Annotated in this window: 22 protein-coding genes and 2 tRNA genes; 5 read left to right on the top strand and 19 right to left on the bottom strand. The window is 72.1% G+C overall.

All coding sequences use genetic code 11. The features are described from left to right. Positions 1-43: 43 nt before the first annotated feature. The 3 genes from ACFWPI_RS37250 to ACFWPI_RS37260 all read right to left on the bottom strand — a co-directional run bounded on the left by ACFWPI_RS37250 (position 44) and on the right by ACFWPI_RS37260 (position 2,893). The gene (locus tag ACFWPI_RS37250; RefSeq protein ID WP_063348048.1) at positions 44-1,021 is read right to left on the bottom strand and encodes a ribose-phosphate diphosphokinase; all 978 of its coding nucleotides are present in this window, start codon (positions 1,019-1,021) and stop codon (positions 44-46) included. A 202-nt stretch (positions 1,022-1,223) separates the two neighbouring features. Beyond that, positions 1,224-2,678: a bifunctional UDP-N-acetylglucosamine diphosphorylase/glucosamine-1-phosphate N-acetyltransferase GlmU gene (gene glmU, locus ACFWPI_RS37255; protein WP_380378968.1), complete on the bottom strand. Its 1,455-nt coding sequence runs from the start codon at positions 2,676-2,678 to the stop codon at positions 1,224-1,226. 144 nt (positions 2,679-2,822) lie between these two features. Continuing rightward, positions 2,823-2,893: transfer RNA gene (locus tag ACFWPI_RS37260), tRNA-Gln, on the bottom strand. A gap of 249 nt (positions 2,894-3,142) precedes the next feature. Here ACFWPI_RS37260 and ACFWPI_RS37265 point away from each other — a divergent pair. Both ACFWPI_RS37265 and ACFWPI_RS37270 read left to right on the top strand, forming a co-directional pair. After that, the gene (locus tag ACFWPI_RS37265; RefSeq protein WP_380345641.1) at positions 3,143-4,135 is read left to right on the top strand and encodes an acyl-CoA desaturase; all 993 of its coding nucleotides are present in this window, start codon (positions 3,143-3,145) and stop codon (positions 4,133-4,135) included. A gap of 194 nt (positions 4,136-4,329) precedes the next feature. Then, complete coding sequence (locus tag ACFWPI_RS37270) at positions 4,330-4,932, top strand: TetR/AcrR family transcriptional regulator (protein ID WP_063348051.1); 603 nt, start codon at positions 4,330-4,332, stop codon at positions 4,930-4,932. Positions 4,933-4,970: 38 nt separating this feature from the next. Here ACFWPI_RS37270 and ACFWPI_RS37275 read toward each other — a convergent pair whose 3' ends face one another. Next, the gene (locus ACFWPI_RS37275; RefSeq protein ID WP_380378966.1) at positions 4,971-5,762 is read right to left on the bottom strand and encodes a methyltransferase domain-containing protein; all 792 of its coding nucleotides are present in this window, start codon (positions 5,760-5,762) and stop codon (positions 4,971-4,973) included. Between the two features lie 110 nt (positions 5,763-5,872). Between ACFWPI_RS37275 and ACFWPI_RS37280 the strand changes: the two genes are divergently transcribed. Next, on the top strand, positions 5,873-6,370 hold the full coding sequence (locus ACFWPI_RS37280) for a MarR family winged helix-turn-helix transcriptional regulator (protein ID WP_188307908.1): 498 nt from the start codon (positions 5,873-5,875) through the stop codon (positions 6,368-6,370). Positions 6,371-6,385: 15 nt separating this feature from the next. Here the strand turns inward: ACFWPI_RS37280 and ACFWPI_RS37285 are convergent, their stop codons facing one another. The 5 genes from ACFWPI_RS37285 to ACFWPI_RS37305 form a co-directional block, all read right to left on the bottom strand. After that, complete coding sequence (locus ACFWPI_RS37285) at positions 6,386-7,333, bottom strand: LuxR C-terminal-related transcriptional regulator (RefSeq protein WP_380378964.1); 948 nt, start codon at positions 7,331-7,333, stop codon at positions 6,386-6,388. Between the two features lie 299 nt (positions 7,334-7,632). Further along, positions 7,633-8,595: a UDP-glucose 4-epimerase GalE gene (galE, locus tag ACFWPI_RS37290; RefSeq protein ID WP_063348055.1), complete on the bottom strand. Its 963-nt coding sequence runs from the start codon at positions 8,593-8,595 to the stop codon at positions 7,633-7,635. Positions 8,596-8,746: 151 nt separating this feature from the next. After that, complete coding sequence (locus ACFWPI_RS37295; RefSeq protein WP_063348056.1) at positions 8,747-9,415, bottom strand: LuxR C-terminal-related transcriptional regulator; 669 nt, start codon at positions 9,413-9,415, stop codon at positions 8,747-8,749. A gap of 195 nt (positions 9,416-9,610) precedes the next feature. Then, positions 9,611-9,686: transfer RNA gene (locus ACFWPI_RS37300), tRNA-Thr, on the bottom strand. 227 nt (positions 9,687-9,913) lie between these two features. After that, positions 9,914-10,363, bottom strand: a complete 450-nt coding sequence (locus ACFWPI_RS37305) for a helix-turn-helix domain-containing protein (RefSeq protein WP_079135662.1) — start codon at positions 10,361-10,363, stop codon at positions 9,914-9,916. A 180-nt stretch (positions 10,364-10,543) separates the two neighbouring features. On the opposite strand from ACFWPI_RS37305, the gene ACFWPI_RS37310 reads away from it, so the two are divergent. Beyond that, positions 10,544-11,140 carry a flavodoxin family protein gene (locus tag ACFWPI_RS37310; protein WP_063348057.1) on the top strand — a complete coding sequence of 199 codons (597 nt, stop codon included), beginning with the start codon at positions 10,544-10,546 and terminating at the stop codon, positions 11,138-11,140. Between the two features lie 20 nt (positions 11,141-11,160). Here the strand turns inward: ACFWPI_RS37310 and ACFWPI_RS37315 are convergent, their stop codons facing one another. The 4 genes from ACFWPI_RS37315 to ACFWPI_RS37330 all read right to left on the bottom strand — a co-directional run bounded on the left by ACFWPI_RS37315 (position 11,161) and on the right by ACFWPI_RS37330 (position 16,180). Then, positions 11,161-12,495: an MFS transporter gene (locus ACFWPI_RS37315; protein WP_380378962.1), complete on the bottom strand. Its 1,335-nt coding sequence runs from the start codon at positions 12,493-12,495 to the stop codon at positions 11,161-11,163. 123 nt (positions 12,496-12,618) lie between these two features. Next, the gene (locus ACFWPI_RS37320; protein ID WP_380378960.1) at positions 12,619-13,938 is read right to left on the bottom strand and encodes a S8 family serine peptidase; all 1,320 of its coding nucleotides are present in this window, start codon (positions 13,936-13,938) and stop codon (positions 12,619-12,621) included. A 99-nt stretch (positions 13,939-14,037) separates the two neighbouring features. Continuing rightward, the gene (locus ACFWPI_RS37325) at positions 14,038-15,693 is read right to left on the bottom strand and encodes a WXG100 family type VII secretion target (RefSeq protein ID WP_380378959.1); all 1,656 of its coding nucleotides are present in this window, start codon (positions 15,691-15,693) and stop codon (positions 14,038-14,040) included. A gap of 43 nt (positions 15,694-15,736) precedes the next feature. Further along, positions 15,737-16,180 (bottom strand): hypothetical protein, encoded by a 444-nt coding sequence (locus tag ACFWPI_RS37330; protein WP_380378957.1) that lies wholly within the window; start codon positions 16,178-16,180, stop codon positions 15,737-15,739. Positions 16,181-16,597: 417 nt separating this feature from the next. Between ACFWPI_RS37330 and ACFWPI_RS37335 the strand changes: the two genes are divergently transcribed. Next, complete coding sequence (locus ACFWPI_RS37335) at positions 16,598-18,496, top strand: FUSC family protein (RefSeq protein ID WP_380345626.1); 1,899 nt, start codon at positions 16,598-16,600, stop codon at positions 18,494-18,496. Positions 18,497-18,538: 42 nt separating this feature from the next. Here the strand turns inward: ACFWPI_RS37335 and ACFWPI_RS37340 are convergent, their stop codons facing one another. From ACFWPI_RS37340 to metG, 6 genes are all read right to left on the bottom strand, one after another. Next, a complete protein-coding gene (locus ACFWPI_RS37340) occupies positions 18,539-20,398 on the bottom strand; it encodes an ABC-F family ATP-binding cassette domain-containing protein (protein ID WP_380378955.1) in 1,860 nt (619 codons plus the stop codon). Between the two features lie 188 nt (positions 20,399-20,586). Beyond that, positions 20,587-21,504 (bottom strand): 4-(cytidine 5'-diphospho)-2-C-methyl-D-erythritol kinase, encoded by a 918-nt coding sequence (locus tag ACFWPI_RS37345; protein WP_063348063.1) that lies wholly within the window; start codon positions 21,502-21,504, stop codon positions 20,587-20,589. Beyond that, a complete protein-coding gene (gene rsmA, locus ACFWPI_RS37350) occupies positions 21,501-22,445 on the bottom strand; it encodes a 16S rRNA (adenine(1518)-N(6)/adenine(1519)-N(6))-dimethyltransferase RsmA (RefSeq protein ID WP_380378952.1) in 945 nt (314 codons plus the stop codon). The genes ACFWPI_RS37345 and rsmA overlap by 4 nt, the downstream gene beginning before the upstream one ends. Positions 22,446-22,473: 28 nt before the next feature. After that, positions 22,474-23,097, bottom strand: coding sequence for a Uma2 family endonuclease (locus tag ACFWPI_RS37355; protein WP_380378951.1), 624 nt, complete (start codon positions 23,095-23,097; stop codon positions 22,474-22,476). A 70-nt stretch (positions 23,098-23,167) separates the two neighbouring features. Further along, a complete protein-coding gene (locus tag ACFWPI_RS37360) occupies positions 23,168-24,046 on the bottom strand; it encodes a TatD family hydrolase (RefSeq protein ID WP_380378949.1) in 879 nt (292 codons plus the stop codon). Beyond that, positions 24,046-25,665, bottom strand: a complete 1,620-nt coding sequence (metG, locus tag ACFWPI_RS37365; RefSeq protein WP_363619213.1) for a methionine--tRNA ligase — start codon at positions 25,663-25,665, stop codon at positions 24,046-24,048. Before metG ends, ACFWPI_RS37360 begins: the two co-directional genes overlap by 1 nt. Positions 25,666-25,748 lie beyond the last annotated feature (83 nt).

Below are 25,748 nucleotides of genomic sequence, written 5' to 3' on the forward strand. Positions count from 1 at the left end.
GCCCCGGTCCGATCCGGACCGGGGCCGCCGCCGTCGGGCTTCGTCAGTGCACGCCCTCGAAGAGGCTCGTGACCGAACCCTCCTCGAACACCTCGCGGATCGCGGCCGCGATCGAGGGGGCGATGGACAGCGTGGTGATCTTGTCCAGCTGGATCTGCCCCGGGGTCGGCAGCGTGTTGGTGAACACGAACTCGCTGACCCGCGAGTTCTTCAGCCGGTCCGCGGCCGGGCCGGAGAGCACGCCGTGGGTGGCCGCCACCAGGACGTCCGCCGCACCGTTGTCGAACAGCGCGTCAGCCGCGGCGCAGATCGTGCCGGCGGTGTCGATCATGTCGTCGACCAGGACGCAGACCCGGTCCTTGACGTCACCGACGACCTCGGCCGACAGGATGGTGTTGGCCTGGGTCATGTCGCGGCGCTTGTGGATGATCGCCAGCGGCGCGTCCAGCCGGTCGCACCACTGGTCGGCCACCTTCACCCGGCCGGCGTCCGGCGACACGATGGTCAGCTTGGAGCGGTCCACCCTCCCGCCCACGTAGTCCGCCAGCATCGGCAGCGCGAACAGGTGGTCCACCGGGCCGTCGAAGAAGCCCTGGATCTGCGCGGTGTGCAGGTCCACGGCCATCAGCCGGTCGGCGCCCGCCTGGCGCAGCAGGTCGGCGACCAGGCGCGCCGAGATGGGCTCGCGGCCCAGGTGCTTCTTGTCCTGGCGGGCGTACCCGTAGAACGGCAGGATCGCGGTGATGCTCTTGGCGGAGGCCCGCTTCAGCGCATCGATCATGATCAGCTGTTCCATGATCCACTGGTTGATGGGAGCCGTGTGGCTCTGCATCACGAAGCAGTCCGCGCCGCGGGCGGAGTCCAGGAAGCGGACGTAGATCTCGCCGTTGGCGAAGTCCAGGGCCTTGGTCGGGACGAGCTCGGTCCCGAGCGCCTCGGCCACCTCCCTCGCCAGTTCCGGGTGGGCACGGCCGGAGAAGAGCTTGAGTTTCTTCTCACCCGACGTCGTGATCCCGCTCACTGCACCGTCTCCTCGCGTTGCTGACGCTGAACCCCGTCGTCCCGTGCGGGCAGGCGCAGCCGGCTCGCACGAGGGGTCGGGGGAATTGTCGGTACGCCTGGACACGGGCCGTAAGCCCAGTGGCGCACGTATGTCCCCAAGGTTACGCGCCCACGCAGAAACCGTCCGCCCCGGGACCGCCCTCGGGCTCCCGCCCGCCCCGTCAGGCGTCCGCGGCCCCGTCCGTCGCAGCCTTCGCGGCCTGCGCGGAGGTGGTCCCCGGGCGCTTGCGCTCCACCCAGCCGTCGATGTTGCGCTGGTGCGCCCGGCTCACTCCGAGCGCGCCCGGCGGGACGTCGGTGGTGATGACCGAACCGGCCGCGGTGTAGGCGCCGTCCCCGATCGTCACCGGGGCGATGAACATGTTGTCGGAGCCGGTGCGGCAGTGCGCACCGATCACCGTGCGGTGCTTGTTGACGCCGTCGTAGTTCACGGTGACGGAGGCCGCGCCGACGTTGGTGCCCTCGCCGATCGTGGTGTCCCCGATGTAGGAGAGGTGCGGCACCTTGGCGCCCTCGCCCAGCTCGGAGTTCTTCACCTCGACGTAGGTGCCGACCTTCGCCTTGCGGGCCAGCTTGGCCCCCGGCCGCAGGTAGGCGTACGGGCCGGCGGTGGCCAGCTCGCCCACCTCGGCGCGGTCCGCCGTGGTGTTGCTCACACGGGCGCCGGCGCCGATCAGGGTGTCGGTCAGGGTCGAGTTCGGGCCGACCTCGCAGCCCTCGCCCAGGTGGGTGGCGCCCTGCAGCTGGGTGTTCGGCAGCACGAGGGCGTCCGGCTCGTACGTCACCTGCACGTCGATCCAGGTGGTCGCCGGGTCCACCACGGTGACGCCGGCCCGCATCGCCCGCTCCAGCAGGCGGTCGTTCAGCAGTCGGCGGGCCTGCGCGAGCTGCACCCGGTCGTTGATGCCCAGGATGTCCCGGTGGTCCTCCGCGACCACGGCGCCCACCCGGTGCCCGGCGGTGCGCAGGATCTCCAGGGTGTCGGTGAGGTACTCCTCGCCCTGCGAGTTGTCCGTGGTGAGCTCGGCCAGCGCCTCGACCAGCAGCTTGGCGTCGAAGGCGAAGACGCCCGAGTTGATCTCGGCGATCGAGCGCTGGACGGCGGTGGCGTCCCGCTCCTCGACGATCGCGGCGACGGTGCCGTCCTCGTCCCGCAGGATCCGGCCGTAGCCGAAGGGCTCGGGGACGACGGCGGTCAGCACGGTGACCCCGTTGTCCTGGGCGGCGTGGGCCTTCGCCAGGCGGCGCAGCGTGTCCCCGGTCAGCAGCGGGGAGTCCCCGGCGGTGACGATCACCGTGCCGTCCAGCACCACGCCGTCGGCGGCCAGCGCCTCCAGCGCCGTGCGCACCGCGTGCCCGGTGCCCTTCTGGTCCTCCTGCACCACCGGGCGGGCCGCCGGGTAGTGCGCCGCGAGGTGCTCCTGGACCTGGTCCCGCTGGTGTCCGACCACCACGACGAGCTGTTCCGGCGTCAGTTCGCGGGCCGCCGAGACGGCATGACCCACCAGCGACCGGCCGCAGACCTCGTGCAGCACCTTGGGCAGCTTGTTCGACTTCATCCGGGTCCCGCCACCGGCGGCGAGCACGACAACGGCGGCAAGCGAATTGGCACCCATGCGGGGAGGCTCCTCGGTCGGTTCACAGAGCGGGCAGAACGGGCCCGGACCGGACCGAGGCCGGTCGCCATTCGCACAGTCCGCCGAGCAGCACCGACAATACCGGCGGTTCGGCGGTACGCCCGAACCTGAGGCGTGCAGAGGCTCCGCCGCTAGGATTCGAACCCAGACAAAGGCCTCCAAAGGGCCCTGTGCTGCCATTACACCACGGCGGATGGTTGCTCAGACCCTACCCGAGTCGACCCTGCCATGGGTATCAACTGCCGCGATCCGCAGGCCCCGATCCGCCGGAAACGGTCGAACAAGCCGGGCCGCCGGTTCATCCATCCAGTCGGGTGAATTCACTCAAGCGCCGTGCGGCGGCGTGTTCCCTTCGCCACGGAGCGCAACCTACGATGCCGTAGGTTACGCCAACGTAGCCTCCGCTCCTCCCTCCCGCACAGAGATGCCGCAAAGGGACGCCCATGACCACCAAGGCCGGCGAGCCGAGCGCGGGGAACGCCGCGCTTCCCACCGAATCCCCCGATCCCACCGACACCGCCGCCACCCGGCTGTCCGCCACCCGCGGCGGGGAGAAGCAGGGCCTCGCCGAACGGCTCGCGCTCGGGCTGTTCATCCTCCTGCCGTTCACCGCGCTGCTGGCCGCCGTACCGGTGGCCTGGGGGTGGGGACTGGGGTGGACGGACGCGGCGATCACCGTCGCCATGTACTTCCTCACCTGCCACGGCATCACCGTCGGCTACCACCGCTACTTCACCCACAGCGCGTTCAAGGCCAACCGCCCGATGCGGCTCGCCCTCGCGATCGCCGGCAGCCTGGCGGTCGAGGGCCCGCTGGTGCGCTGGGTGGCCGACCACCGCAAGCACCACCGGTTCAGCGACAAGGACGGCGACCCGCACTCGCCGTGGCGCTACGGGGAGAGCCTCCCCGCCCTGCTCAAGGGCCTGTGGTGGGCGCACATGGGCTGGATGTTCGACGAGGAGCAGACCCCGCAGCTCACGTACGCGCCGGACCTCGTCCGCGATCCGGCCATACGGCGGATCTCCCGGCTGTTCTGGCTCTGGACCATGATCTCGCTGCTGCTCCCCCCGCTGGTCGGCGGGCTGGTGACGCTGTCCTGGTCGGGCGCGCTGTCCGCCTTCTTCTGGGGATCGCTGGTCCGGGTGGCCCTGCTGCACCACGTCACCTGGTCGATCAACTCGATCTGCCACGCCGTCGGCCGCCGCCCGTTCCGCTCCCGGGACCGCTCGGGCAACGTCTGGTGGCTGGCGGTGCTCTCCTGCGGCGAGTCCTGGCACAACCTGCACCACGCGGACCCGACGGCCGCCCGGCACGGGGTGCTGCGCGGGCAGATCGACTCCTCGGCCCGGCTGATCCGCTGGTTCGAGCTGGCCGGCTGGGTCCGGGACGTCCGCTGGCCGGACGCACAACGGATCGCCGCCCGCCGCGCCGCATGAGTCGTCGCTTCCAGCATGATGTAGGGGTGAACGGGAGCAGCGCAGACAGCACAGGCGGCCACCAGAGCACGCGGACGGACGCGGCGCCCGACGCGGCGCCGGCCCGTCCGCGAACCGCTGCACCGGCGGGCGGGGGCGCATCGGGGGGTGGTGCGCCCGCCCCGGCGCCGCGCCGCCGGGGCGGGCGGGTCCGGATGACCGGCAAGCAACGGCGGGAGCAGCTGCTGGAGATCGGGCGGACGGTGTTCGCGGAGCGCGGCTACGACGGCACCTCGGTGGAGGAGATCGCCGAGCGGGCCGGGGTGTCGAAGCCGGTGGTGTACGAGCACTTCGGCGGCAAGGAGGGGCTGTACGCGGTGGTGGTGGACCGCGAGATGCAGCTACTGCTGGACATGGTGACGGGGGCGCTGACCGGCGGGCACTCGCGGGAGCTGCTGGAGCAGGCCGCGTTCGCGCTGATGGACTACATCGACACCTCGACGGACGGCTTCCGGATCCTGGTCCGGGACTCCCCGGTGGCCCAGTCGACCGGCACCTTCGCGTCACTGATCAGCGACATCGCGACGCAGGTGGAGGACATCCTCGGCCTGGAGTTCAAGTCCCGGGGCTTCGACGCGCGACTGGCCCCGATGTACTCGCAGATGCTGGTCGGCATGGTGGCGCTGACCGGGCAGTGGTGGCTGGAGGTCCGCAAGCCGGACAAGGCGCAGGTCGCGGCGCACCTGGTGAACCTGGCCTGGCACGGGCTGGAGGGCCTGGAGCGGCACCCGAGGCTGGTCGGCGGGCGCAAGGACTGACCTGCGGGCGGAAGGACCGTCGGCCCTCCCGCCCCGCATCAGACCCTGGTCCCGACGGCGAAGATCCGCCGGAACGGGAAGACGGTGCCGTGCGGTCCGGCCGGGTAGGCCTCGCGCAGGAGCGCCCCGTACTCGGCGAGGAAGGCGGCTTGGCGGCCGGGGTCGGTCAGCCGGGTGAGGACGGGGCGCAGGGCGGTGCCCTTGACCCAGGCGAGGACCGGGTCCGGGCCCGGGAGCAGGGTGCGGTACGTGGTCTCCCAGACGTCGGGCGTGCAGCCGGCGGCGGTGAGGGCGTCCAGGTAGCGCTCGGGCGGGTGGACGCCGGCCCTGGCGGCGTCGTCGCCGAGGAGGCCGCGCCAGCGGGGGCTGCGCCGGAGTTCGGCGAGCAGGGTGTGGCTGGGGGCGTCGAAGTTGCCGGGGACCTGGAAGGCGACGGTACCGCCGGGCCGCAGGGCGCCGGCCCAGCGCGGGACGAGGTCGAGGTGGCCGTCGATCCACTGCAGCGTGGCGTTGGAGACGATCAGGTCGGGTCCGGCCGGGGCCGGGTCGTAGTCGCGGGCGTCGGCGAGCAGGTAGCCGGCGGTGGGCTCACCGTCGGTGCGGGCGGTGGCGAGCATCGGGGCGGAGTTGTCGACGCCGGTGAGGCGGGCGTGCGGCCAGCGTGCGCGCAGCACGGCGGTGGAGTTGCCGGGGCCGCAGCCGATGTCGAGGATCACGGGATCGCCCGGGTTCGGGAGGGCGGGGACGCGGGCGAGCAGGTCGCGCAGCGGACGGGTGCGTTCGTCCGCGAAGCGCAGGTACTGCGCCGGGTCCCAGACGGGACTGGTCATGGTCCACCTCACAAGTATCTCGACATCAAGATATCCCAGGTAGCCTTGCTGGCACATTTCTCGACGTCAAGAGACTTCACATCGACACATCCACCGATACACTGATCGTCATGGAGGACGAGGTCGACAGGCTGGTCGCAGCGTGGCGCCGAGAGCGCCCCGACCTCGACGTGGAGCCGCTGGAGGTACTCAGCCGGGTCAGCAGGCTCGCCCGGCACCTCGACCGCGCCCGCCGCACCGCCTTCGCCGAGCACGGGCTGGAGCCCTGGGAGTTCGACGTCCTGACCGCCCTGCGCCGGGCCGGCTCCCCCTACCAGCTCTCCCCCGGCCAGCTGCTCACCCAGACCCTGGTCACCTCCGGCACCATGACCAACCGCATCGACCGCCTCACCGGCAAGGGCCTGGTCAAGCGCCTGCCCGACCCGGACGACCGGCGCGGCGTGCTCGTCCGGCTCACCGACGACGGCCGCGACCGCGCCGACCAGGCACTCGCCGGACTGCTCGCGCACGAACGCGAACTGCTCGCCCAGCTCAGCTCCGGCCAGCGGGGCGAACTCGCCGCGCTCCTGCGGCAGCTGGTCGCCCCCTTCGACAACATCCCGGGCTGATCCGGGCCCCGGAGCTCACGTCCGGTCCACCGCGGTCACGATGGACGGCGACGCCGGCAGGGCCGGCTCGGCCGGGCTGACCCCGGCCCGGCGGGCCACCGCGACCGCGGCCAGCGTGGAGTGCACCCCGAGCTTGCCGAGCACGTTCTGCATGTGCGTCCGGACGGTGTGCGGCGACAGGTAGAGCCGCTCCGCGACCGCCTGCCGACCCAGGCCCGCCACCATGCAGCGCAGGATCTGCTTCTCCCGCGGGGTCAGGGTGTCGACCAGCCGCTCGCTCTCGGTGCGGTCCCGCCGGGCGGTGGTCAGCTCGCGGATCACCCCGGTCAGCAGCGCGGGCGGCAGGTGCGTCTCGTCCCGCAGCACCCCCCGGACCACGGCGAGCAGCCGGGCCAGCGAACTCTCCTTGGCCACCCAGCCGGTGGCGCCCGCGTGCAGGGCCCGGGCGGCGCGGTGCGGATCGTCGGCGGCGGCCAGCACGACCGCCCGCAGCCCCGGATGGGCGCGGCGGACCCGGGCGAGCAGGGTGATGCCGTCCGGTGCCGGAGGCGCGGTTCTGAGCTGGTCGGCCCGGTACGCGTCGGAGCGGGCCGACTCCGCGCCGCGCCCACCCGGGCGCAGCAGGTCCACCGAGCGCCCGCCGGACGGCACCACCGGCGGGCCGACCGGGTGGCGGGGCGGCGGCACCGCCGGGGCCAGCCGCCGCCGGGCCGCGTCGGCCGCGTCCGGGCCGGGCCGGCTCCGGGCACCCGCCGAAGCGACTCCCTCGGCCCCCAGGTCGGCGTCGATCAGAACCACGTCGAAGGCCCGCCCCTCGACGGCGGCACGCTCCAGCGCCCGCTCGGCGGCGGCCCCGCTGCCGGCCGCCCCCACCTCCACGTCGGGCTCGGCGGCGAGCGCCGCGGCCAGGGCCTCGGCGAAGATCCGGTGGTCGTCGACCACCAGGACGCGGATCCGCCCCATCGTCACTACCCCCCTGCTCAGACCGGCCCGAGCCCGGGGGCGGGGACCGGCCCCGGCACCCGCGGTCCGGGCCCGTCACTCCGCCCGCCCACCGGTGGCCGGTGAGGCCGAAAAAGGGCGCCGGCCCCCACCGGTACCGCACTCAGCGTACGGGCCGGGAAACCCCCTCGTGGCGGTTTGGTGAAGTTTCGTCAGGAGGTGCGCGAGTGGCGGGATTTCACGCCATCACCGGTCGAAGCGGGCAACGCCGAGGCGCCGCCCCCGAACCTCCGGGAGCGGCGCCTGCGGGGTCCTGCGGCCTACTGGCCGTGCTTCTCCAGGGCGAACTTCCAGGCGTCCGCGACGATGTCGTCCAGGTTCGGGCGGCGCGGCGTCCAGCCCAGCGCCTCGTGGGCGCGGGCCGCCGAGGCCACCAGCACGGCCGGGTCGCCGGCCCGGCGCCCGGCCGCCTGCACCGGGATCTCCCGGCCGGTGACACGCCGGACCGACTCGATCACCTCGCGCACCGAGAAGCCGCTGCCGTTGCCCAGGTTGCAGATCAGGTGCTCGCCCGGCTTGGCCGCGTCCAGCGCCAGCAGGTGCGCGTCGGCCAGGTCCGCGACGTGGATGTAGTCGCGGATGCAGGTGCCGTCCGGGGTCGGATAGTCCTCGCCGTACACCGCGATGTGCGGGCGCTGACCCAGCGCCGCCTGGAACACCAGCGGGATCAGGTGCGACTCGGGGTCGTGGCGCTCCCCGTACGCGCCGTACGCACCGGCCACGTTGAAGTAGCGCAGCGAGACGGCGGCCAGCCCGTGCGCGACGGCCTCGCTGGTGATCAGGTGGTCCACGGCGAGCTTGGTGGCGCCGTAGGCGTTGGTCGGCGAGGTGCGGGCGGTCTCCGCGATCGGCACGACCTCCGGCTCGCCGTAGACGGCGGCGGTGGACGAGAACACCAGCTTGCGCACACCCGCCGCGCGCATCGCCGCGACCAGCTCCAGCGACCCCGCCACGTTGTTGCGCCAGTACTTCTCCGGGTCCACGACCGACTCGCCGACCTGCGAGGAGGCGGCGAAGTGCAGCACGCCGTCGAAGGAACCGTCCAGCACCCGGCCGGCCTCCTGGACCCGACCCTCGACGAACTCGGCACCGACCGGGACGCCCTCACGGAAACCGGTGGAGAGATCGTCCAGGACGGTCACCTGGTGCCCCGCCTCCAGCAGGTGGGCGGCCACCACGCTGCCGACGTAGCCGGCGCCACCCGTGACCAGGTACTTACTCATGATGAGACCTCCAGCGGGCGACGGTCCGCCGGATCAGCGGCGGCCGTCGATGACGTGTGTACGACTGAGGCTATTCTCCCTGCCCGCCGGAGTGCCCAGGACCACGTGAACGGGCCACCCGGGAGCCGGTTTCACGCAACCCGAGCCCCCCTCAGCCGCCGGCCATCCGCTCCAGCAGCCCGGTACGGGCCGCCACCGCGGCCGCCTCCAGCCGGGTCCGCGCACCGAGCTTCATCAGCACCCGCTGGACGTGCGTCCGGGCGGTGCTCGCGGCGATCCGCATCCCGGCGGCGATCGCCGCCGTGTCCTCCCCGTCCGCGATCCGGGCCAGCACCTGCACCTCACGACGGGTCAGCAACCGCAGCAGCCGCACCGCCTCGTCGTCCGGCTCGGCGACCGGCCGCAGCAACTGGTCGAAGGCCCCGCGCAGCACGTCCACGGCCACCGCCGCCTCGCCCGCCCGAGCCCGCCCGATCGCCCGCTCGACCACCCCGATCCGCTCGTCGCTCGGCACGTACCCCGCCGCCCCGGCCGCGAACGCCCCCGCCACACCGCGCAGTTCACCCACCGGCCCGAGCACGATCACGGCCACCTCGGGGCGCTCCCGGCGAATCCGGCGCAGCCCGTCGAAAGCCGCCGGCTCACTCGGCGCGGCCACCCCCAGCAGACACACCTCCGGCCGCCGGCCGACCACCAGATCAGCCGCGACCCCGGCCGGGCAGCCGACCGCGAGCACCCGGTGGCCGCGCAGCTGCAACGCCGTGGCCAGCGCCTCGGCCAACAGCCGGTGATCGTCGACCACCACGAGTCGAACGCCCATGACGCCCTCCCGGTCGGGGTTCGGCTCGCGCCCGCACCCCATGGGCGGGCGGCCGATGACGCACCATCACAGCGCATTCCGTACCCGACCCGCTAGGCCGCCGCGTTCGGCCGCCGCACTGGGCCGCCGTCTTGGACCGGGCGGCCTGATCGGGGAACAGCAAAAGGCCCTCGCCATGAAGCGAGGGCCTTCGAATGGAGCCCCCATGCGGAATCGAACCGCAGACCTTCTCCTTACCATGGAGACGCTCTACCGACTGAGCTATAGGGGCTTGCCGGGCTTTCACCGGGCCGGTCGAACAAGGAAGACATTACACGGCTGGCGGCCCGGAAGGGAAATCGGCTCCGCGGCCCCGGCGCATGCCGGACCGACCCCCGGCGGGCGGGCACCCGACCCTCGGCACGGGCCCGGTCGGCCTTCGGTACGGGCTGGTCGGCCTTCGGTACGGGGCTGGTCAGCCCTTGGCGCGGGCCCGGCCAGCCTTCGGCGCGCGCGTGGTCAGCCTTCGGCGTGCGTCTCGTCGAACTCCTCACGGGCGGCCAGCATCTGCCCGGTTCGCTGCTCCGTCCACCGGCCGAGCGGCGCCAGCAGCACGGCCAGCTCCCGGCCGAGCGGCAGCAGGTCGTAGACCACCCGCGGCGGTGTCTCCGGGAACACGGTGCGGCGCACCAGTCCGCTGCGCTCCAGGCTGCGCAGCGACTGGGTGAGCATCTTGCGACTGACCCCGCCGACGCCGCGCTGCAGTTCGGAGAACCGCTGCTGCCCGCAGGCGGCGAGGCTCATCAGGATCAACATCGACCACTTGTCGGCCAGTTCGGCGAACATCGCGCGGCTGGGACAGAGCTGGGCGAAGACGTCGAGCTCCTGCTCCCGGTCCTGCCCGCCCTCCCGCTCCTGCCCCTGCCGCCCGGTGCCGCTCTCCACCCGGGCCGCTTCCTCCGTCGTCATGCCGTCCAGGGTAGCCCTGCGGTCTCCAATCCACCCTTGGTAACCAATGGAGACTTGGTCTATATTGGAGACCAGCCCGGCGGGTCGAGGTGCGACAGCACGCCCCGCCGTCGCTCCTCGGCTTGTCCCTGCCTTGCCTTGCCCCTGCCCGCACCCGTTCCCGTACAGGAGTGCCCCCGTATGACCGCCATCCGCCCGACCGTCGCCCTCGCCTACCACTCCGGCTACGGCCACACCGCCGTCATCGCCGAGGCCGTCGCCCGCGGCGCCGCCGCCGCCGGCGCCGAGGTCGTCTCGATCGCCGTCGACACCATCACCGACGAGCAGTGGGCCCAGCTCGACGCCGCCGACGCGATCGTCTTCGGCTCCCCCACCTACATGGGCACCGCCTCCGGCGCCTTCCACGTCTTCGCCGAGGCCACCAGCAAGCGCTGGTTCTCCGACGCCTGGCGGGACAAGGTCGCCGCCGGCTTCACCAACTCCGCCTCCAAGAGCGGCGACAAGGCCGGCACCCTCGGCTTCTTCCAGACCCTCGCCGCCCAGCACGCCATGAGCTGGGTCAACCTCGGCCTCAAGCCCGGCTGGAACGCCACCACCGCCACCGAGAACGACCTCAACCGCCTCGGCTTCTTCAACGGCGCCGCCGCCTCCAGCCCGTCCGACGCCGGCCCCGAGGCCGTGCACAAGGCCGACATCGCGACCGCCGAGTACCTCGGCGAGCGGGTCGCCCAGCACACCGCCGTCGTGCTGGCCGGCCGCGCCGCCCTCGCCGGCTGACCGCACCGCACGGTCGGCACCTACGCCGCCGGGTCCGCCCCCAGGAGGGGCGCCCGGCGGCGTCCGCCGTCCACCGCCCCCAACTCCGCGCCGCCGGTCTCCGGCAGCAGCCACAGGCAGCCCAGCGCCACCACGCCCAACCCCACCAGGTACCAGCCGACCGGCTCCGCCGTCCCGTACGCCTCCGTCAGCCGCGTCGCCACCAGCGGCGTCGTCGCCCCGCCCACCACGCCGCCCAGGTTGTACGTCAACGCGGCACCCGTGTACCGCACCCGGGTCGGGAACAACTCCGGCAGGAACGCCGCCACCGGCCCCATCAGGCACCCCAGCACCACCAGCGCACCCGCCAGCGCCACGAACATCAACGGCCGGCGCACCGTCTCCAACAACGGGAACAGCACCAGCGACCACCCCGCCGCCAGACCCGTCGCCCAGCACAGCGTCCGCCGCCGCCCCCACCCGTCACTGCGCGACGCGCTCACCCACACCGTCACGCCCATGCCCAGCGCGCCCACCAGCAGCATCACCAACACCAGCGAACTCGCCACCCCGAGCCCGGACGTCGCGTACGCCAACGCGTACGTCGTGGTCAGGTAGAACAGCGCGTACCCCACGGTGATCGCCCCACAGCCCAGCAGCACCGTGCGCCAGTGCCCGCGCAACACCTCCACCACCGGCGCCCGGCCCCTCGGCTCGTCCGGCCGGAACAGCGGCGTCTCCTCCAACCGCAGCCGCACGAACAGCCCCACCGCCACCAGCCCCAACGACGCCAGGAACGGCACCCGCCAGCCCCACTCCCGGAACGCCCGCCCGTCCAGGCCGAGTTGGACCGCCAGGAACACCCCGTTCGCCAACACGAACCCGCTCGTCGGCCCCAACTGCAGGAACGCCCCGTACCGCCCCCGCCGCCCGGCCGGCGCGTTCTCCGCGATCAGCAGCGCCGCCCCGCCCCACTCCCCGCCCAACCCCACGCCCTGACACACCCGCAACACCACCAGGGCCACCGGCGCCCACCACCCCCACGACCCGAACCCCGGCAACACCCCCACCGCCGCCGTCGACAGCCCCATCAACAACAGCGACACCACCAGCGTCGCCTTCCGCCCCACCCGGTCCCCGAAATGCCCGAACACCACCGCCCCCAGCGGCCGGGCCAAGAACGCCACCGCATACACCGAGAACGCCGCCAACAGCGCCCCCACCGTGCCCAGTTCAGGAAAGAACACCGACCCGAACACCAAGGCCGCCGCCGTCCCGTACAAAAAGAAGTCGTAGAACTCGATCGCCGTACCGATCAGCGCCGCAGCCGCCGCACGCCTCAACTGCCCCGCCCGCCGGGCTTCCTCCGCATCCATACCACCACCCTGGACACCAGCCAGCCCCGCCACCAGCCCCCACCCGAGTGACCCCCGCGCACACCCCCACCCCACGCGCCCCCGGCTCAACACCGGCGGCGCGCACCAGCGCAGGCGCCCAGATCACCGCACGTAAGGATCCTCCCCCGGCGGCACCACAGGCCGCCCACCCGCCTTCCGCCGCCGCAACACGACGAACACCACACCGGCGACCAGCACCAACCCACCCACCACACCGGCCACGACCGGCAACGCACCACCCGAACCAGCGGACTTCTCCGCCCTCGGCTCCACCGGCGGCGCCCCCACGGCCACATCACTCGGACTCGGAGCCGCCGAACTCGGCGCCGACGACGCACCAGCCGACGGGCTCGCCGAGGGCGACGGAACGGCCGACACCGAGGCCTCTGGAACCGGGATCGGCGACACGTCCGCCGGCCCCGGGTCGCCAGGACTCGTCAGCGCGATCCGCGGCCTGACCGCTCCATAACCGGCATCGTTGTTTCGAATGGCCCCATCACTCGACTTACCCGCCGTGTTGATGAGAACCCGCAGAATTTGATTGGCCGTCCAGTCCGGATGCACCGACCACACCAATGCAGCCGAAGCGGAAACCAGGGCGGTCGCGTCGGACGTTCCATGCCCCTTGCAGTATCCCGACGGAGCCGTGCAAGCGGCGATCATGTCTATACCGGGCGCAACCAGAGCAACCTGCGGCCCCTGCTCGGACTCTGCCGTTACAGTTCCGTCCCGGTCAACGGCCCCGACACCAACTACATTAGGCAGCGCACCCGGATACTCGACTGGATTCCCCGACTGCGCCTCATTCCCAACAGCGGCAACCACCAGGACGCCCTTGGCGCGAGCGGCCGCAAGAATGCGGTTCAGCTTGGCGACATCTTCCGGGGAGGCTGGGACTGAATCCATTCCCTGCGAAATACTGATAACCTTGGCGCCTTGGTCAGCGGCATAGGCGACAGCCTGTCCGATCTGCTCAAGGAAATCAGCAGTGACGAGCGGCATTACAGACCCGTTGTTAATCTTCAAGGGAAGAATCTTTGCAGCGGGCGCCAAGCCGTAAGCACCGCCGCCACCTTGGTTCTTTCCGGATCCTGCAATGAGGCTGGCCATCTGGGTTCCGTGTCCGTCAGTGTATGAACCCACCCCGCCTGAACTGCCACTGAAGTCTTTGCCGGGCAGAAACTGTCCAACCAAATCGGGGTGGTCAAGCTTGAATCCACCGTCAACTACAGCCACCGTGACTCCTTGCCCCTTGGAGACCTTCCACATCTCCGGCGCATGCATCGCATCCAGATGCCATTGATCCGTGCGAATGGAACCATCGGCTAGTGCTGGCACTGCGACCGGGCCGACCATGACTCCCGTCGCCAGAAGCGCGGCGGCAAGCACCCGCCAACGAGATCGCATGTTCGTCCGCCCCATCACAACTCCTCGTCAATCTCTCCGTCGACCGGGGAGCGTGCCCCGAACAGGTCTGCCCGGCCACCGGGAGAGCCCAGTGGCCGGGCAGTCGTTGCCGTCCTACTCAATCACGTCCGGGTTGCTGTGCGGCGTACCGCTGGTCCAGGTCTCCTCGTCCTCGTGGAGGTAGTCGGCCCGCTTGCGGCGATCGCGCTCGTTCCGCCCGGAGTGACCCGCCGTTCCAGGGGCCATCATGCCGTTCTGCCCGGAGCGGGCTTCGCCCTCAACGGCTCCCGCAGCAGCAGCCCGGTTACGCAGGCCCGTACCACCCGGCGTGAACTCCCCGCCGGCAGCCGGTCCCTTGCGGCCGCCGACCGCCCCTCCTCCGGTCGAGGTCAGGCCCCGGCCCCGTGAGCTGCCGCCCGAACCAACGGCTCCGGAACCACCGCCCATCCCCGGATGCATGCCGCCCACCCCGCCCGCGCTGCCGGCCGCTCCCGCCCGCCCCGCCTGTGCCTCGCGCGCGCCGAAGACCGTCCCGCTGGGCAGACCCGGGCTGCCACCGGACTTTCCCGGCACCGAGCCGCCGCCGAACGGAGCCGTACGGGCGGGGATCGAGCCCCCGCCCTTGCCGGAGACGGATCCGCCACCGCCCTTGGCCGGGATCGAGCCGCCGCCGGCCCCGACCGGGAAACCGGTCGCCGGGCCACCACCCGGACCACTCGGATATCCCGGGGTACCACCGGGGCCACCCGGGTATCCGGGAATCCCACTCGGACCGTCAGGCGGAAGGCTTCCACCACCACTGGGGCCGAGCGGGCCGGTCTGACCTGGCAGGGTCGGCACGGTCGGCAGGCTGTCAAGACCGGTACCGGGACGGTGAACAGGTTCCGACGGCACAGAGGGCGGCGTCGAGGAGCCCGGGTCCACCGGCGTCGACGGCACCTGGCCACCGCTTCGCGGCGGAATCGGGTCGGTGTGGCCCGGCTCGCTCGACACCTGCGAGTCCGACCTGGGGTTGTGAATCGCGACCGAGCCGCCGTTGTAGCTGCCGCCGGACGGGCGGTAACCACCGCTGGTACTGCCGCCACTACCTGTGCGAACGCTACGAACAGTCCCTCCGGAGCCGCCTGTGTATCCAGCGTCCCTGGTGTATTCCGAGTCAGTGCCCTTGTTAGCTGTGGGCGTCCCCGGGAGGTCCACTGGCCCAAGCCCGGCCAGTTTCGTCGTCGCCGCGTCGTACGCCTGCGCGAGCTTCTCCATCTGGAGGACGGCTTCCTGGTGCTCCTTCTGGACCTTCGCCTGGGCCTGGGCGGCCTCGGTCCCAGTGACCCAGCCCTTGTTGACCGTCTTCATGTAATCGTCGACGGACTGACCGACCGCGAGCTGCACGCTTGAGGGCATGTAGACCGTCTGGCTGTTGCGCTTGGTGACCGTCTCGATCTCCGTGTGCGGCGGTTCGGGCACAGCGGACTTTGCGGTGCTGAGCGCTTCACCGGCCTGGTGCATGGCTTCGCCGGCGGTCTTGGAGTAGTCACCGAGCAGCCCGGCGGACTGATGCAGGTTCCCGGCCCAGGTCTTGAAGCTCTCGGCGGCGGGGCCTTCCCAGTGGACCTGGTCGATGTGCGACTTGAGTGCCGCGCTCAGTTCCTTCAGGACACGGCCGGCCGACTGCAGCTGAGTGCCTCGACTCAGGACCTTTGAAGGGTCCGTGCTGTCGACCATCTTCCTCAGCTTGTCGTGCTCGTAGCTCTCGAAGTTCGTTCCGCCTGCCACTACTTACTCCCCGTTTCCCCGTAGGTCTCTCCTGGCGCAGCCATCAGAACGTCGAGTCGGCCCGCGCCGGCGTGGTGCCGCCCGCGTTCTTCGCGACGGCGTTCTGCGCTGCCGTCGTGTCGTCCTCGTTGGCCGAGTAGTTGCCCGCCGTCGCCGCGACCGCGGACTTCATCGCCTCGATCTGCGACACGAAGTCCTTGTGCAGCTTGACGAGCTGGGTGTGCACCTTGTCGTAGGCCGCGGTCAGGGCCGTTGCTTCGGCGAACTCCGCGCTGGCGAAGCTTCCGCCGGTCAGTTTCTGTTCCTGGAGTTTGTACGGGGCCGCCGGGGAGCCTTCCATGGCCTGGAGCAGGGCTTCGATCTTCTTGGCGAACGCGGTGAGCGTGTCGAGCTCGACCTTGACGTCCTTCTTGCCGAAGGCGGACACCAGGTCGGCGGCGCTGACGTTCGTCTGCACGGTGCTGACGAGGGGGCCGAACCCCATCATGTGGCTGAGCATAAATGGCGTGACGTCACCGGACGTGTCCGGACTGGCCCCCGTGTTCGGTGGAACCTCTCCTGCCATAGCAGTTCACCTCTCCCCCGTACGGGCGGTGGTTCGGGGTAACCCCGGGGCCGCCGCTCCGCAACATACCGTCAACTTCTCGGTCGTACAGTGCTGGTCGGTGCACCGCCCGCCCTGGGGGCGGTTTCCGCCTCCGCAATCGTAGCCACCGCCTCTGTCGGGCTGGCAGGGCCCTTGGCCCGCCTGTGCGGGATCGGTACGAACTTGACACGTGCGGCCCTCGGGGGTGCCGTGCCGGGCCCCGGTAGACTGGCGTCGCCCGGTTGGACCGGGTACGCCCCCATCTGCCGCGCAATGTCGCACAGCAGCGTCCCCTGGCCGCAGAACGGACGTGACCTGATGCCTGCAGACGAGTCCGCCCCCTCCTGGTGGGCCCGTGCCGCCCGTCCTTCCCGGCCGCCGTTGCCGTTGGCGCTGATGGCCCGCGCGGCGGTGGGCATGGCGGTGCCGCTGACCGCAGGACTGCTGGCGCACCGGCTGGATCTGGGGGTGTTCGCCGGTCTGGGCGCGATGCACGCGACGATGAACGACCGCGCGGAGCCGGGTGGCCTGCGGGTGCCCCGGATCGCGTCGGCGGTGCTGGCTTCGGCGCTCGGCATGCTGATCGGCACTTCCCTCCAGCACGTGCACGTGTCGGCGGTCGCGCTCGGTGCGGCGCTCACGTTCACGGCGTTCGCGTCCGGCGCGCTGAGTGCGACGGGCCCGCGGGGTTCTGCGGCGGGGATGCTGCTGCTGGTGTCGGCGGCGTTGGGCAGCGGGATGCCGTTGCCGGATCCGTGGTGGGCGGCGGCGCCGATGATGCTGGCGGGTGCCGCGTTCGTGGTGGTGCTGGGTCTGCCGGGGGGCGCGCACCGCCGCCCCGCCTCGGATCCGCGCAACCGTGCGCTGGCGGCCGCGTACGAGGCGTTCGGCCAGACGCTGGCCGATCTGGGCACGCCGCAGGGCGCGGCTTCGCGCCAGGTGTTGACGGCCCGGTTGAACCAGTTGCAGGACCTCCTCCCGCGACCGCACCGCCCGGGGTCGGAGTCCGCCCGTACGGTTCGGCTGCGCCGGATGTACGAGGCGGCGTTGGCCGCCACCGAGGCGGCGACGGGCCTGTTGTGGGCGTGGCGGCCGGTGCCGCCCGAGGTCGCGGAGGTGCCGCTCCGGTTGGCGGACGCGGTCCGGCGGGGCGGCGGCGAGGTCACCGTTCCGCAGTGGCAGCCGGACACGCCGTCCCGGCAGGCCCTGGACGTGGCGCTGCGCGCGGCGGCCGACACCGTGGCCGGCCGGGAGGCGGAGGTCGCTACCGCCCCGGCGCCGCCGCCCGATCCGTGGCGGCTGCGGGTGCGGCTGCTGTCGCGCGGTTCGGTCCGGTACGGGCTGCGGGTGGCGTTGTGCATCGCGGTCGGTTCGGCGGTGACGGCCAGTTACCCGCTCAGCAAGAGCTACTGGGTGCCGATGACGATCGCCTTCGTGTTGAAGCCGGATCTCGGTTCGGTGTTCCTGCGGGCGGTGAGCCGCTCGATCGGCACGGTGCTCGGGGTGGCGGTCACGGCGGCCGTGGTGTCGCTCACGACCGACGCGTGGGTACTGACGGCGATCGCCGCGTTCTGCGTGGCCCTGTTGCCGTACGTGACGGCGGCGCACTACGGGCTGAACACGGTGGCGATGACGCCGATGGCGTTGATCCTGCTCCAGTTGGGCGGGCAGAGCAGCGCGGCCGAGTTCTGGCCGCGGGTGCTGGACACGGTGCTCGCGAGCGCGATCGTGCTGCTCTTCGGCTATCTGCTGTGGCCGGAGCGTCCGCGGCACCGGATCGAGCCCCGGCTGGTGGACGCGGCCACCGCGCTGCGGGCCTATCTGGACGCGGTCACCGGGGACGCGGGCCGGGCCGAGGTCTGGCTGCGCCGTACGGCGTACCGGGCGTTGGAGGACGCCCGCCAGGAGGTGCGGCAGGGGCTGGCCGAGCCGCCGCCGACGGGGCGGCTGGCGGAGCAGTGGCTGCCGGCGACGGCGGCGTTGGAGCGGCTGGGCGGCGCGGTGGCGGCGTTCGCGGCGCAGCTGCGGTACGGCGGCCGGGTGCCGGATCCGGCGGAGGTGGGGCGGGTGCGCCGGGCGCTGGACGAGCTGACGGCCGCGGCCCGCGAGCACCGCCCGCCGACCGGGGCGGCGGCCCGCCCGACGGCGCCGCACGACCCGGCGCGCAGTGCGCTGGGCCGTGCGGCGGACGAGTTGGAGGCCCTGCTGGCCCGGTAGGGCCCGGGTGATGCCCCGGATGGGCCCCCGGCCCCCCGGGACTCAGACCTGCTCGGCCAGCTCCAGCCAGCTCAGCTCCAGCTCCTCCTTCTCCTCCCGGACGGCGCGCAGCTGCGCGTCCAGCTCCGCGACCTTGGAGAAGTCGGCGGCGTGCTCGGCGAGTTGGGCGTGCAGCTTGGACTCCTTCTGGTCCAGCTTGGCGATCTGCCGCTCCATCTTCTGCATCTCCTTCTTCGCCGCCCGCAGGTCGCCGCCCGACAGGGCCGACGCGGCGGTCCCGGCGTCCGGGCCGCCCGATGCCGCGGCCGAAGCAGCCGCGGCGGTCGAAGCACCCGATGCGGCCGAAGCGGCGGCGGCGATCGAGGCGGCCATCCGCGCCCGCCGCTCCAGGTACTCGTCGACGCCGCCCGGCAGCATCCGCATCTTCTGGTCGCCGAGCAGCGCGTGGACGACGTCGGTGGTCCGCTCGATGAAGAACCGGTCGTGGCTGATGACGATCATCGAGCCGGGCCAGCCGTCGAGCAGGTCCTCCAGCTGGTTGAGGGTCTCGATGTCGAGGTCGTTGGTGGGCTCGTCGAGGAACAGCACGTTGGGCTCGTCCATCAGCAGTCGCAGCAGCTGGAGCCGCCGCCGCTCGCCGCCGGACAGGTCGCCGACGGGCGTCCACTGCTTGTCCTTGCCGAAGCCGAACTGCTCGCACAGCTGGCCGGCGCTCATCTCCCGGCCCTTGCCGAGGTCGACGCGCGAGCGGACCTGTTCGACGGCCTGGAGCACCCGGATGGCCGGGTCCAGTTCGACGACCTCCTGCGACAGGTAGGCGAGCCGCACCGTCTTGCCGACCTTGATCAGACCCGACGCGGGCTGCACGTCGCCCTCGGAGGCGTACGCGTCGCGCAGGGCGCGCAGCAGCGAGGTCTTGCCGGCGCCGTTGACGCCGAGCAGGCCGATCCGCTCGCCGGGGCCGAGCTGCCAGGTGAGGTTCTCCAGCAGCAGCTTGGGGCCGGCCTTGACGGTGACGCCTTCCAGGTCGAAGACGGTCCTGCCCAGTCGCGCGTTGGCGAACTTCATCAGCTCGGACCGGTCCCGGGGCTCCGGCACGTCGGCGATCAGGGCGTTGGCGGCCTCGATCCGGTAGCGCGGCTTGGAGGTGCGGGCGGGGGCGCCGCGGCGCAGCCAGGCGAGCTCCTTGCGGGCGAGGTTCTGGCGCTTCTGCTCCTCGACGGCCTCGATCCGGGAGCGCTCGGCGCGGGCGAAGACGTAGTCGGAGTAGCCGCCCTCGTACTCGTGCACGGCGCCGCCCTGGACGTCCCACATCCGGGTGCTGACCTGGTCGAGGAACCAGCGGTCGTGGGTGACGCAGACCAGCGCGGAGCGGCGCTTCTGCAGGTGCTGGGCGAGCCAGTTGATGCCCTCGACGTCGAGGTGGTTGGTGGGCTCGTCGAGGACGATCAGGTCGGGCGAGCCGAGGAGCAGCTTGGCGAGGGCGATCCGGCGGCGCTCGCCGCCGGAGAGCGGGCCGATGACGGTGTCGAGGCCGTCGGCGAAGCCGGGCAGGTCGAGGCCGCCGAAGAGGCCTTCGACGATGTCGCGGATGCGGGCGTCGCCGAGCCACTCGTGGTCGGCCCGGTCGGCGATCACCTCGTGCCGGATGGTGGCCGTCGGGTCGAGCGAGTCGTGCTGGGTGAGGACGGCCAGCTGGAGGCCGCCGTTCCAGGTGATCCGGCCGCTGTCGACCTCCTCCAGCTTGGCGAGCATCCGGATCAGGGTGGTCTTGCCGTCGCCGTTGCGTCCGACGACGCCGATCCGGTCGCCTTCGCTGACGCCGAGGCTGACTCCGTCCAGGAGGGCGCGGGTGCCGTAGACCTTCGTGACGGACTCGATGGTGGCGAGGTTGACGGCCACGTCTGCTGCGCTCCTGGGATTGGCGGTCTCGGGGCGGCCCGCCGGTCGCGGCCGGGCACCCCTGTCGGGGACGCCCCGATCTCCCCAGCCTAATGGGCCCGCCGAAGCGCCCTCACCGCCCGCAGTGGCGGGGGCCCGAACCGGCGGGCCCCGTACCGGCGAAGCCCTTAGAAACGTTGGCGGGGTCCCTACGGCACGAGCGCCGCCCCCGGCACCGGCCCGTACGTGGCGTGCGCGGTCCGGCAGGTGCCGGAGGCCCGCAGCGCCTCGGCGACGGCGGCGGCCGCGTCGGCGTCCTTGACGAGGAACGCGCAGGTCGGCCCCGAGCCGGAGACGAGGGCGCCGAGCGCGCCGGCCTCGGTGCCGGCCCGCAGGGTGGCGGCGAGCGCGGGGCGCAGCGAGAGGGCGGCGGGCTGGAGGTCGTTGGCGAGGGCGGCGGCCAGGGCGACGGCATCGCCCTGGGCGAGGGCGGCGAGCAGCGCGGGGTCGGCGTCGGGGGTGCGGACGTCGGTGTCGCTGGAGCCGGTGCCGGCCTCCTCGCGCAGGCGGTCGCACTCGCGGAAGACGGCGGGGGTGGAGAGGCCGCCGTCGGCGACCGCGAACACCCAGTGGAAGGTGCCGTCGACGGTGAGCGGCTGCAGGATCTCGCCCCGGCCGAGGCCCAGCGCGACGCCACCGAGCAGGGCGAACGGCACGTCGGAGCCGAGTTCGGCGGCCAGCTCCAGGAGGGTGTCGAGGGGGGTGTCGAGCTGCCAGAGCGCGTCGCAGGCGACCAGCGCGGCGGCCCCGTCGGCGCTGCCGCCGGCCATGCCGCCGGCGACCGGGATGGCCTTGGCGATGTGCAGGTGCACGCCGGGTTCGGCGATGCCGTGGTGGGCGGCGAGCAGGCGGGCGGCGCGGGCGGCGAGGTTGCTGTCGTCGAGCGGTACGACGTGGGCGTCCGGCCCGGTGCAGGAGAGCGTGACGCCCTCCCCTGCCGTGGCGGTGACCTCGTCGCCGAGGGCGACGGCGAAGAACACGTTGGCCAGGTCGTGGAACCCGTCGGCGCGCAGTCCGCCCACCCCGAGCTGGGCGTTGACCTTCGCCGGAACCCGCACGGTGATCACTGGGAGTCCGCCTCCGGCTCGTGCTCGGCGATCTCCGGCTCGTGCTCGGAAATCTCGGGCCTGTGCTCGGCAATCTGCGGCTTGTGCTCGGCGATCGCGGCGAACTGCTCCACCGTGAGCACCTCGCCGCGCAGCTTGTGGTCGATCCCGGCGGCCGCGAGCGCCTGCTCGGCCCCGGCGGCGGAGCCGGCCCAGCCGGCCAGCGCGGCGCGCAGGGTCTTGCGCCGCTGGGCGAACGCGGCGTCGACGACGGCGAACACCTCCCTGCGGCTGGCGGTGGTCTTCGGCGGCTCGCGGCGGATCAGCGAGACCAGCCCGGAGTCGACGTTGGGGGCGGGCCAGAACACGTTCCGGCCGATGGCGCCGGACCGCTTCACGTCGGCGTACCAGTTGGCCTTGACGGACGGGACGCCGTACACCTTGTTGCCGGGCTTGGCGGCGAGCCGGTCGGCGACCTCGGCCTGCACCATCACCAGGGTGCGCTCGATGCTGGGGAAGGTCGCCAGCATGTGCAGCAGGACGGGCACGGCCACGTTGTACGGCAGGTTGGCGACCAGCGCGGTGGGCGCCGGCCCGGGCAGCTCGGTGACCTCCATGGCGTCGCTGAACACCAGGTCGAAGCTGTCGACCTTGCCGGGCATCCGGGCCGCGACGGTGTCCGGCAGGTGCTGTGCCAGCACCGGGTCGATCTCCACCGCCGTGACGTGCGCGGCCACCTCCAGCAGCGCCAGCGTCAGCGACCCGAGCCCGGGGCCGACCTCGACCACCGCGTCCTCGGCCGTCACCCCGCCTGCCCGGACGATCCGCCGCACGGTGTTGCCGTCGATGACGAAGTTCTGCCCGCGCTGCTTGGTCGGCTTCACGCCGAACGCGGCCGCCAGCTCCCGAATGTCGGCGGCGCCCAGCAGGTGGCTGTCAGGGGTGGGGTCGGTGGTGCTCACGCGCCAAGGATACGGGCGCGCGGGGCCCTCAGAGTTCGACGACCTCGGCGAGGTCGATCTCGACGGGGTACGGCACCGAGGTGCGGAGCACGCCTTCGTGCTGGGCGACGGGCAGGTAGACGCCCTTCTCCTCGTCCCGGTGGAACTCGTGCACGATCGGCAGGTTGTCGAGGCCGCGCTCGACCCGCCAGTAGTACGGGATCTTCTTCTCGGCGTACTGGCCGGGCTTGCGGAAACGGTCGTCCGCGCGGGAGCCGTTGGAGACCACCTCGACCGTCAGCACCACGGACTCGACCGGCTGGCAGTCCAACGCGAAGGGGTCGATGCCGGTCTTATCGAAAACCACCACGTCCGGCTTGGTCGTGTTGGCCTCGTCGACCAGCACGCACCGCTCCGGCAGGACCGCGTACGGCACGACACACGCACTGTGCAGCGCTCGCTCCAGTCCCGAACGCACGAGGTCATGCCAGAAGTTCGTCTGCCCCCGGACCACGATGACTCCGTCCACCAGATCCCATTCGAACGGCAGGTCGAATTTCTGAGCCTGCTCGTACGTCCAGCCCTGGGACGGCGGATGTGTCCAGTCGATGCGGTCCTCGACGGGTTCGTCGATCGGCTCGGCGGTCATCGCCACCTCCCTCACTGCACTCATGCTAGCCAGCATCGCAGCGTCGCAGGAGTGCCGAATCGTTCCGCCGGAATCCGACTTTCGTTCGACCGGCTCAGTACCCGAAGGCCCGGGCCGTGTTCGCCGCGATCGCCGTGGCCAGCTCGTCCTCGTGCAGCCCCAGCGTGTCGGCCATCGAGCGGACGGTGACCGGGATGAGGTACGGGGCGTTGGGGCGGCCGCGGTAGGGGTGGGGGGTGAGGAAGGGCGCGTCGGTCTCGACCAGGACGCGGTCGAGGGGGGTGGCGGCGAGGGCGTCGCGCAGCGGCTGGTTGGCCTTGAAGGTGACCGGGCCGGCGAAGGACAGGTACCAGCCGTGTTCGGCGCAGACCTTGGCCATCTCGGCGTCGCCGGAGTAGCAGTGGAAGACCGTCCGCTCGGGGGCGCCTTCCGCCAGCAGGACGGCGATGACGTCCTCGTGGGCATCGCGGTCGTGGATGACCAGGGCCTTGTCGTGCCGTTTGGCCATCTCGATGTGGCGGCGGAACGACTCCTTCTGGATCTCGACGCCCTCGGGGCCGGTGCGGAAGTAGTCGAGGCCGGTCTCGCCGACGGCGCGGACCTGCGGGAGGGCGGCGAGCCGGTCGATCTCGGCGAGGGCCTCCTCCAGCGCGGCCTCGCCGCCCGCCTTCCGCTGCTGGCCGGACCAGCCGTCCGCGTCGCCGAGGAAGATCCGCGGCGCTTCGTTGGGGTGCAGGGCGACGGCCGCGTGCACCTGCTCGTACTGGGCCGCCAGTTCGGCGGCCCAGCGCGAGCCGGGCACGTCGCAGCCCACCTGGACGACCGTGGTGACCCCGACCGAGGCGGCCCGGGCCAGTCCCTCGGCCGGGGTGCCGGCCTGCATGTCGAGGTGGGTGTGCGAGTCGGCCACCGCCACGGCCAGGGGTTGCGGCAGTGGCGGCGGGGTCGACCGGGCGTCGTCCTTGGCAGACATCAGGAGGCGGGCTTCTCTTCGAGGCGCGGGAACAGGATCTCGCCCTTGGTGACGGTGCTGCCGGCGGGCAGCCGGCCCCAGTCGGCGGTGGTGGCGATGGTCTGCGCGGCGAGCGCGCCGAGGCCGGCCTCGGCGCCGAGCGAGGTCCACAGCTTCTCGGCGGTGGACGGCATCACCGGGTTGAGCATGACGGCGGTGCCGCGCAGCGCCTCGGCGGCGGTGTAGAGGATGGTGGCGAGGCGGGCGCGGCCCTGCTCCGAGTCGTCCTTGGCCACCTTCCACGGCTCCTGCTCGGTGAGGTAGCCGTTGACCTGCTTGACGAACTCGAAGATCGCCGCGAGGCCGCCGGCGAAGTCCAGCTCCTCGCCGATCTTCCGGTCGGCGGTGGCGAGGGCCGTGGCGAGGCCGTCCGCGATGGCCTGCTCGGCGTCACCGGGGGCGGCGGCGGCCGGCAGCGCGCCGTCGAAGTACTTGCCGACCATGGCGGCGACCCGGGAGGCCAGGTTGCCGAAGTCGTTGGCGAGTTCGGAGGTGTACCGGGCGGTGAAGTCCTCCCAGGAGAACGAGCCGTCGGTGCCGAAGGGGATCGCCCGCAGGAAGTAGTAGCGGTAGGCGTCCACGCCGAAGTGCGAGGTGAGGTCGGTGGGCGAGATGCCGGTCAGGTTGGACTTGGACATCTTCTCTCCGCCGACCATCAGCCAGCCGTTGGCGACGACCCGCTTGGGCAGCGGCAGGCCCGCGGCCATCAGCATGGCGGGCCAGATCACCGCGTGGAAGCGCAGGATGTCCTTGCCCACCAGGTGGACGGAGGCCGGCCACAGTTCGGCGAAGCGCTCCGGGTCGCTGCCGTAGCCGGCCGCGGTGATGTAGTTCTGCAGCGCGTCCACCCACACGTACAGGACGTGCTTCTCGTCCCAGGGCAGCGGGACACCCCAGTTGAAGGTGGAGCGGGAGATCGAGAGGTCCTTCAGGTCCTGCTCGACGAAGCGCAGCACCTCGTTGCGGGCCGAGGCCGGCTGGATGAAGTCCGGGTTGGCGGCGTAGAACTCCAGCAGCTTCGGGCCGTAGGCGGAGAGGCGGAAGAAGTAGTTCTCCTCCTCCAGCCATTCGACCGGCCGCTTGTGCACGGCGCAGAGCTTCTCGTCCTCGGTGGCGCCGTCGAGCAGTTCGGCCGGGAGCTTGAACTCCTCGCAGCCGACGCAGTACGGGCCGGAGTAGCCGCCCTTGTAGATCTCGTCCTTGTCGTACAGGTCCTGGACGAACTCCTGCACGCGGTCGGTGTGGCGCTGCTGGGTGGTGCGGATGAAGTCGTCGTTGGCGATCTCCAGGTGCTCCCAGAGCGGCTTCCAGGCCTCTTCGACCAGCTTGTCGCACCACTCCTGCGGGCTGACGCCGTTGGCCTCGGCGGTCCGCATGATCTTCTGACCGTGCTCGTCGGTGCCGGTCAGGTACCACACCTTCTCACCGCGCTGGCGGTGCCAGCGGGTGAGGACGTCGCCCGCCACGGTGGTGTACGCGTGGCCCAGGTGCGGGCGATCGTTGACGTAGTAGATCGGGGTGGAAACGTAGTACGCCGGGGCGGTCGCCCCGGTGGTGCTGTGGTCTGCAGTGGCCGCCATGGTCGGAAAGCTTAGTCGGGCCCGCCCGCAGCCCTCGACCGGATAACCGCATGACCGGCGACGGCGGGGGCCGCCCGCCGCGC

It is taken from the genome of Kitasatospora sp. NPDC058492, from assembly GCF_042720685.1.
Classification (GTDB): domain Bacteria; phylum Actinomycetota; class Actinomycetes; order Streptomycetales; family Streptomycetaceae; genus Kitasatospora.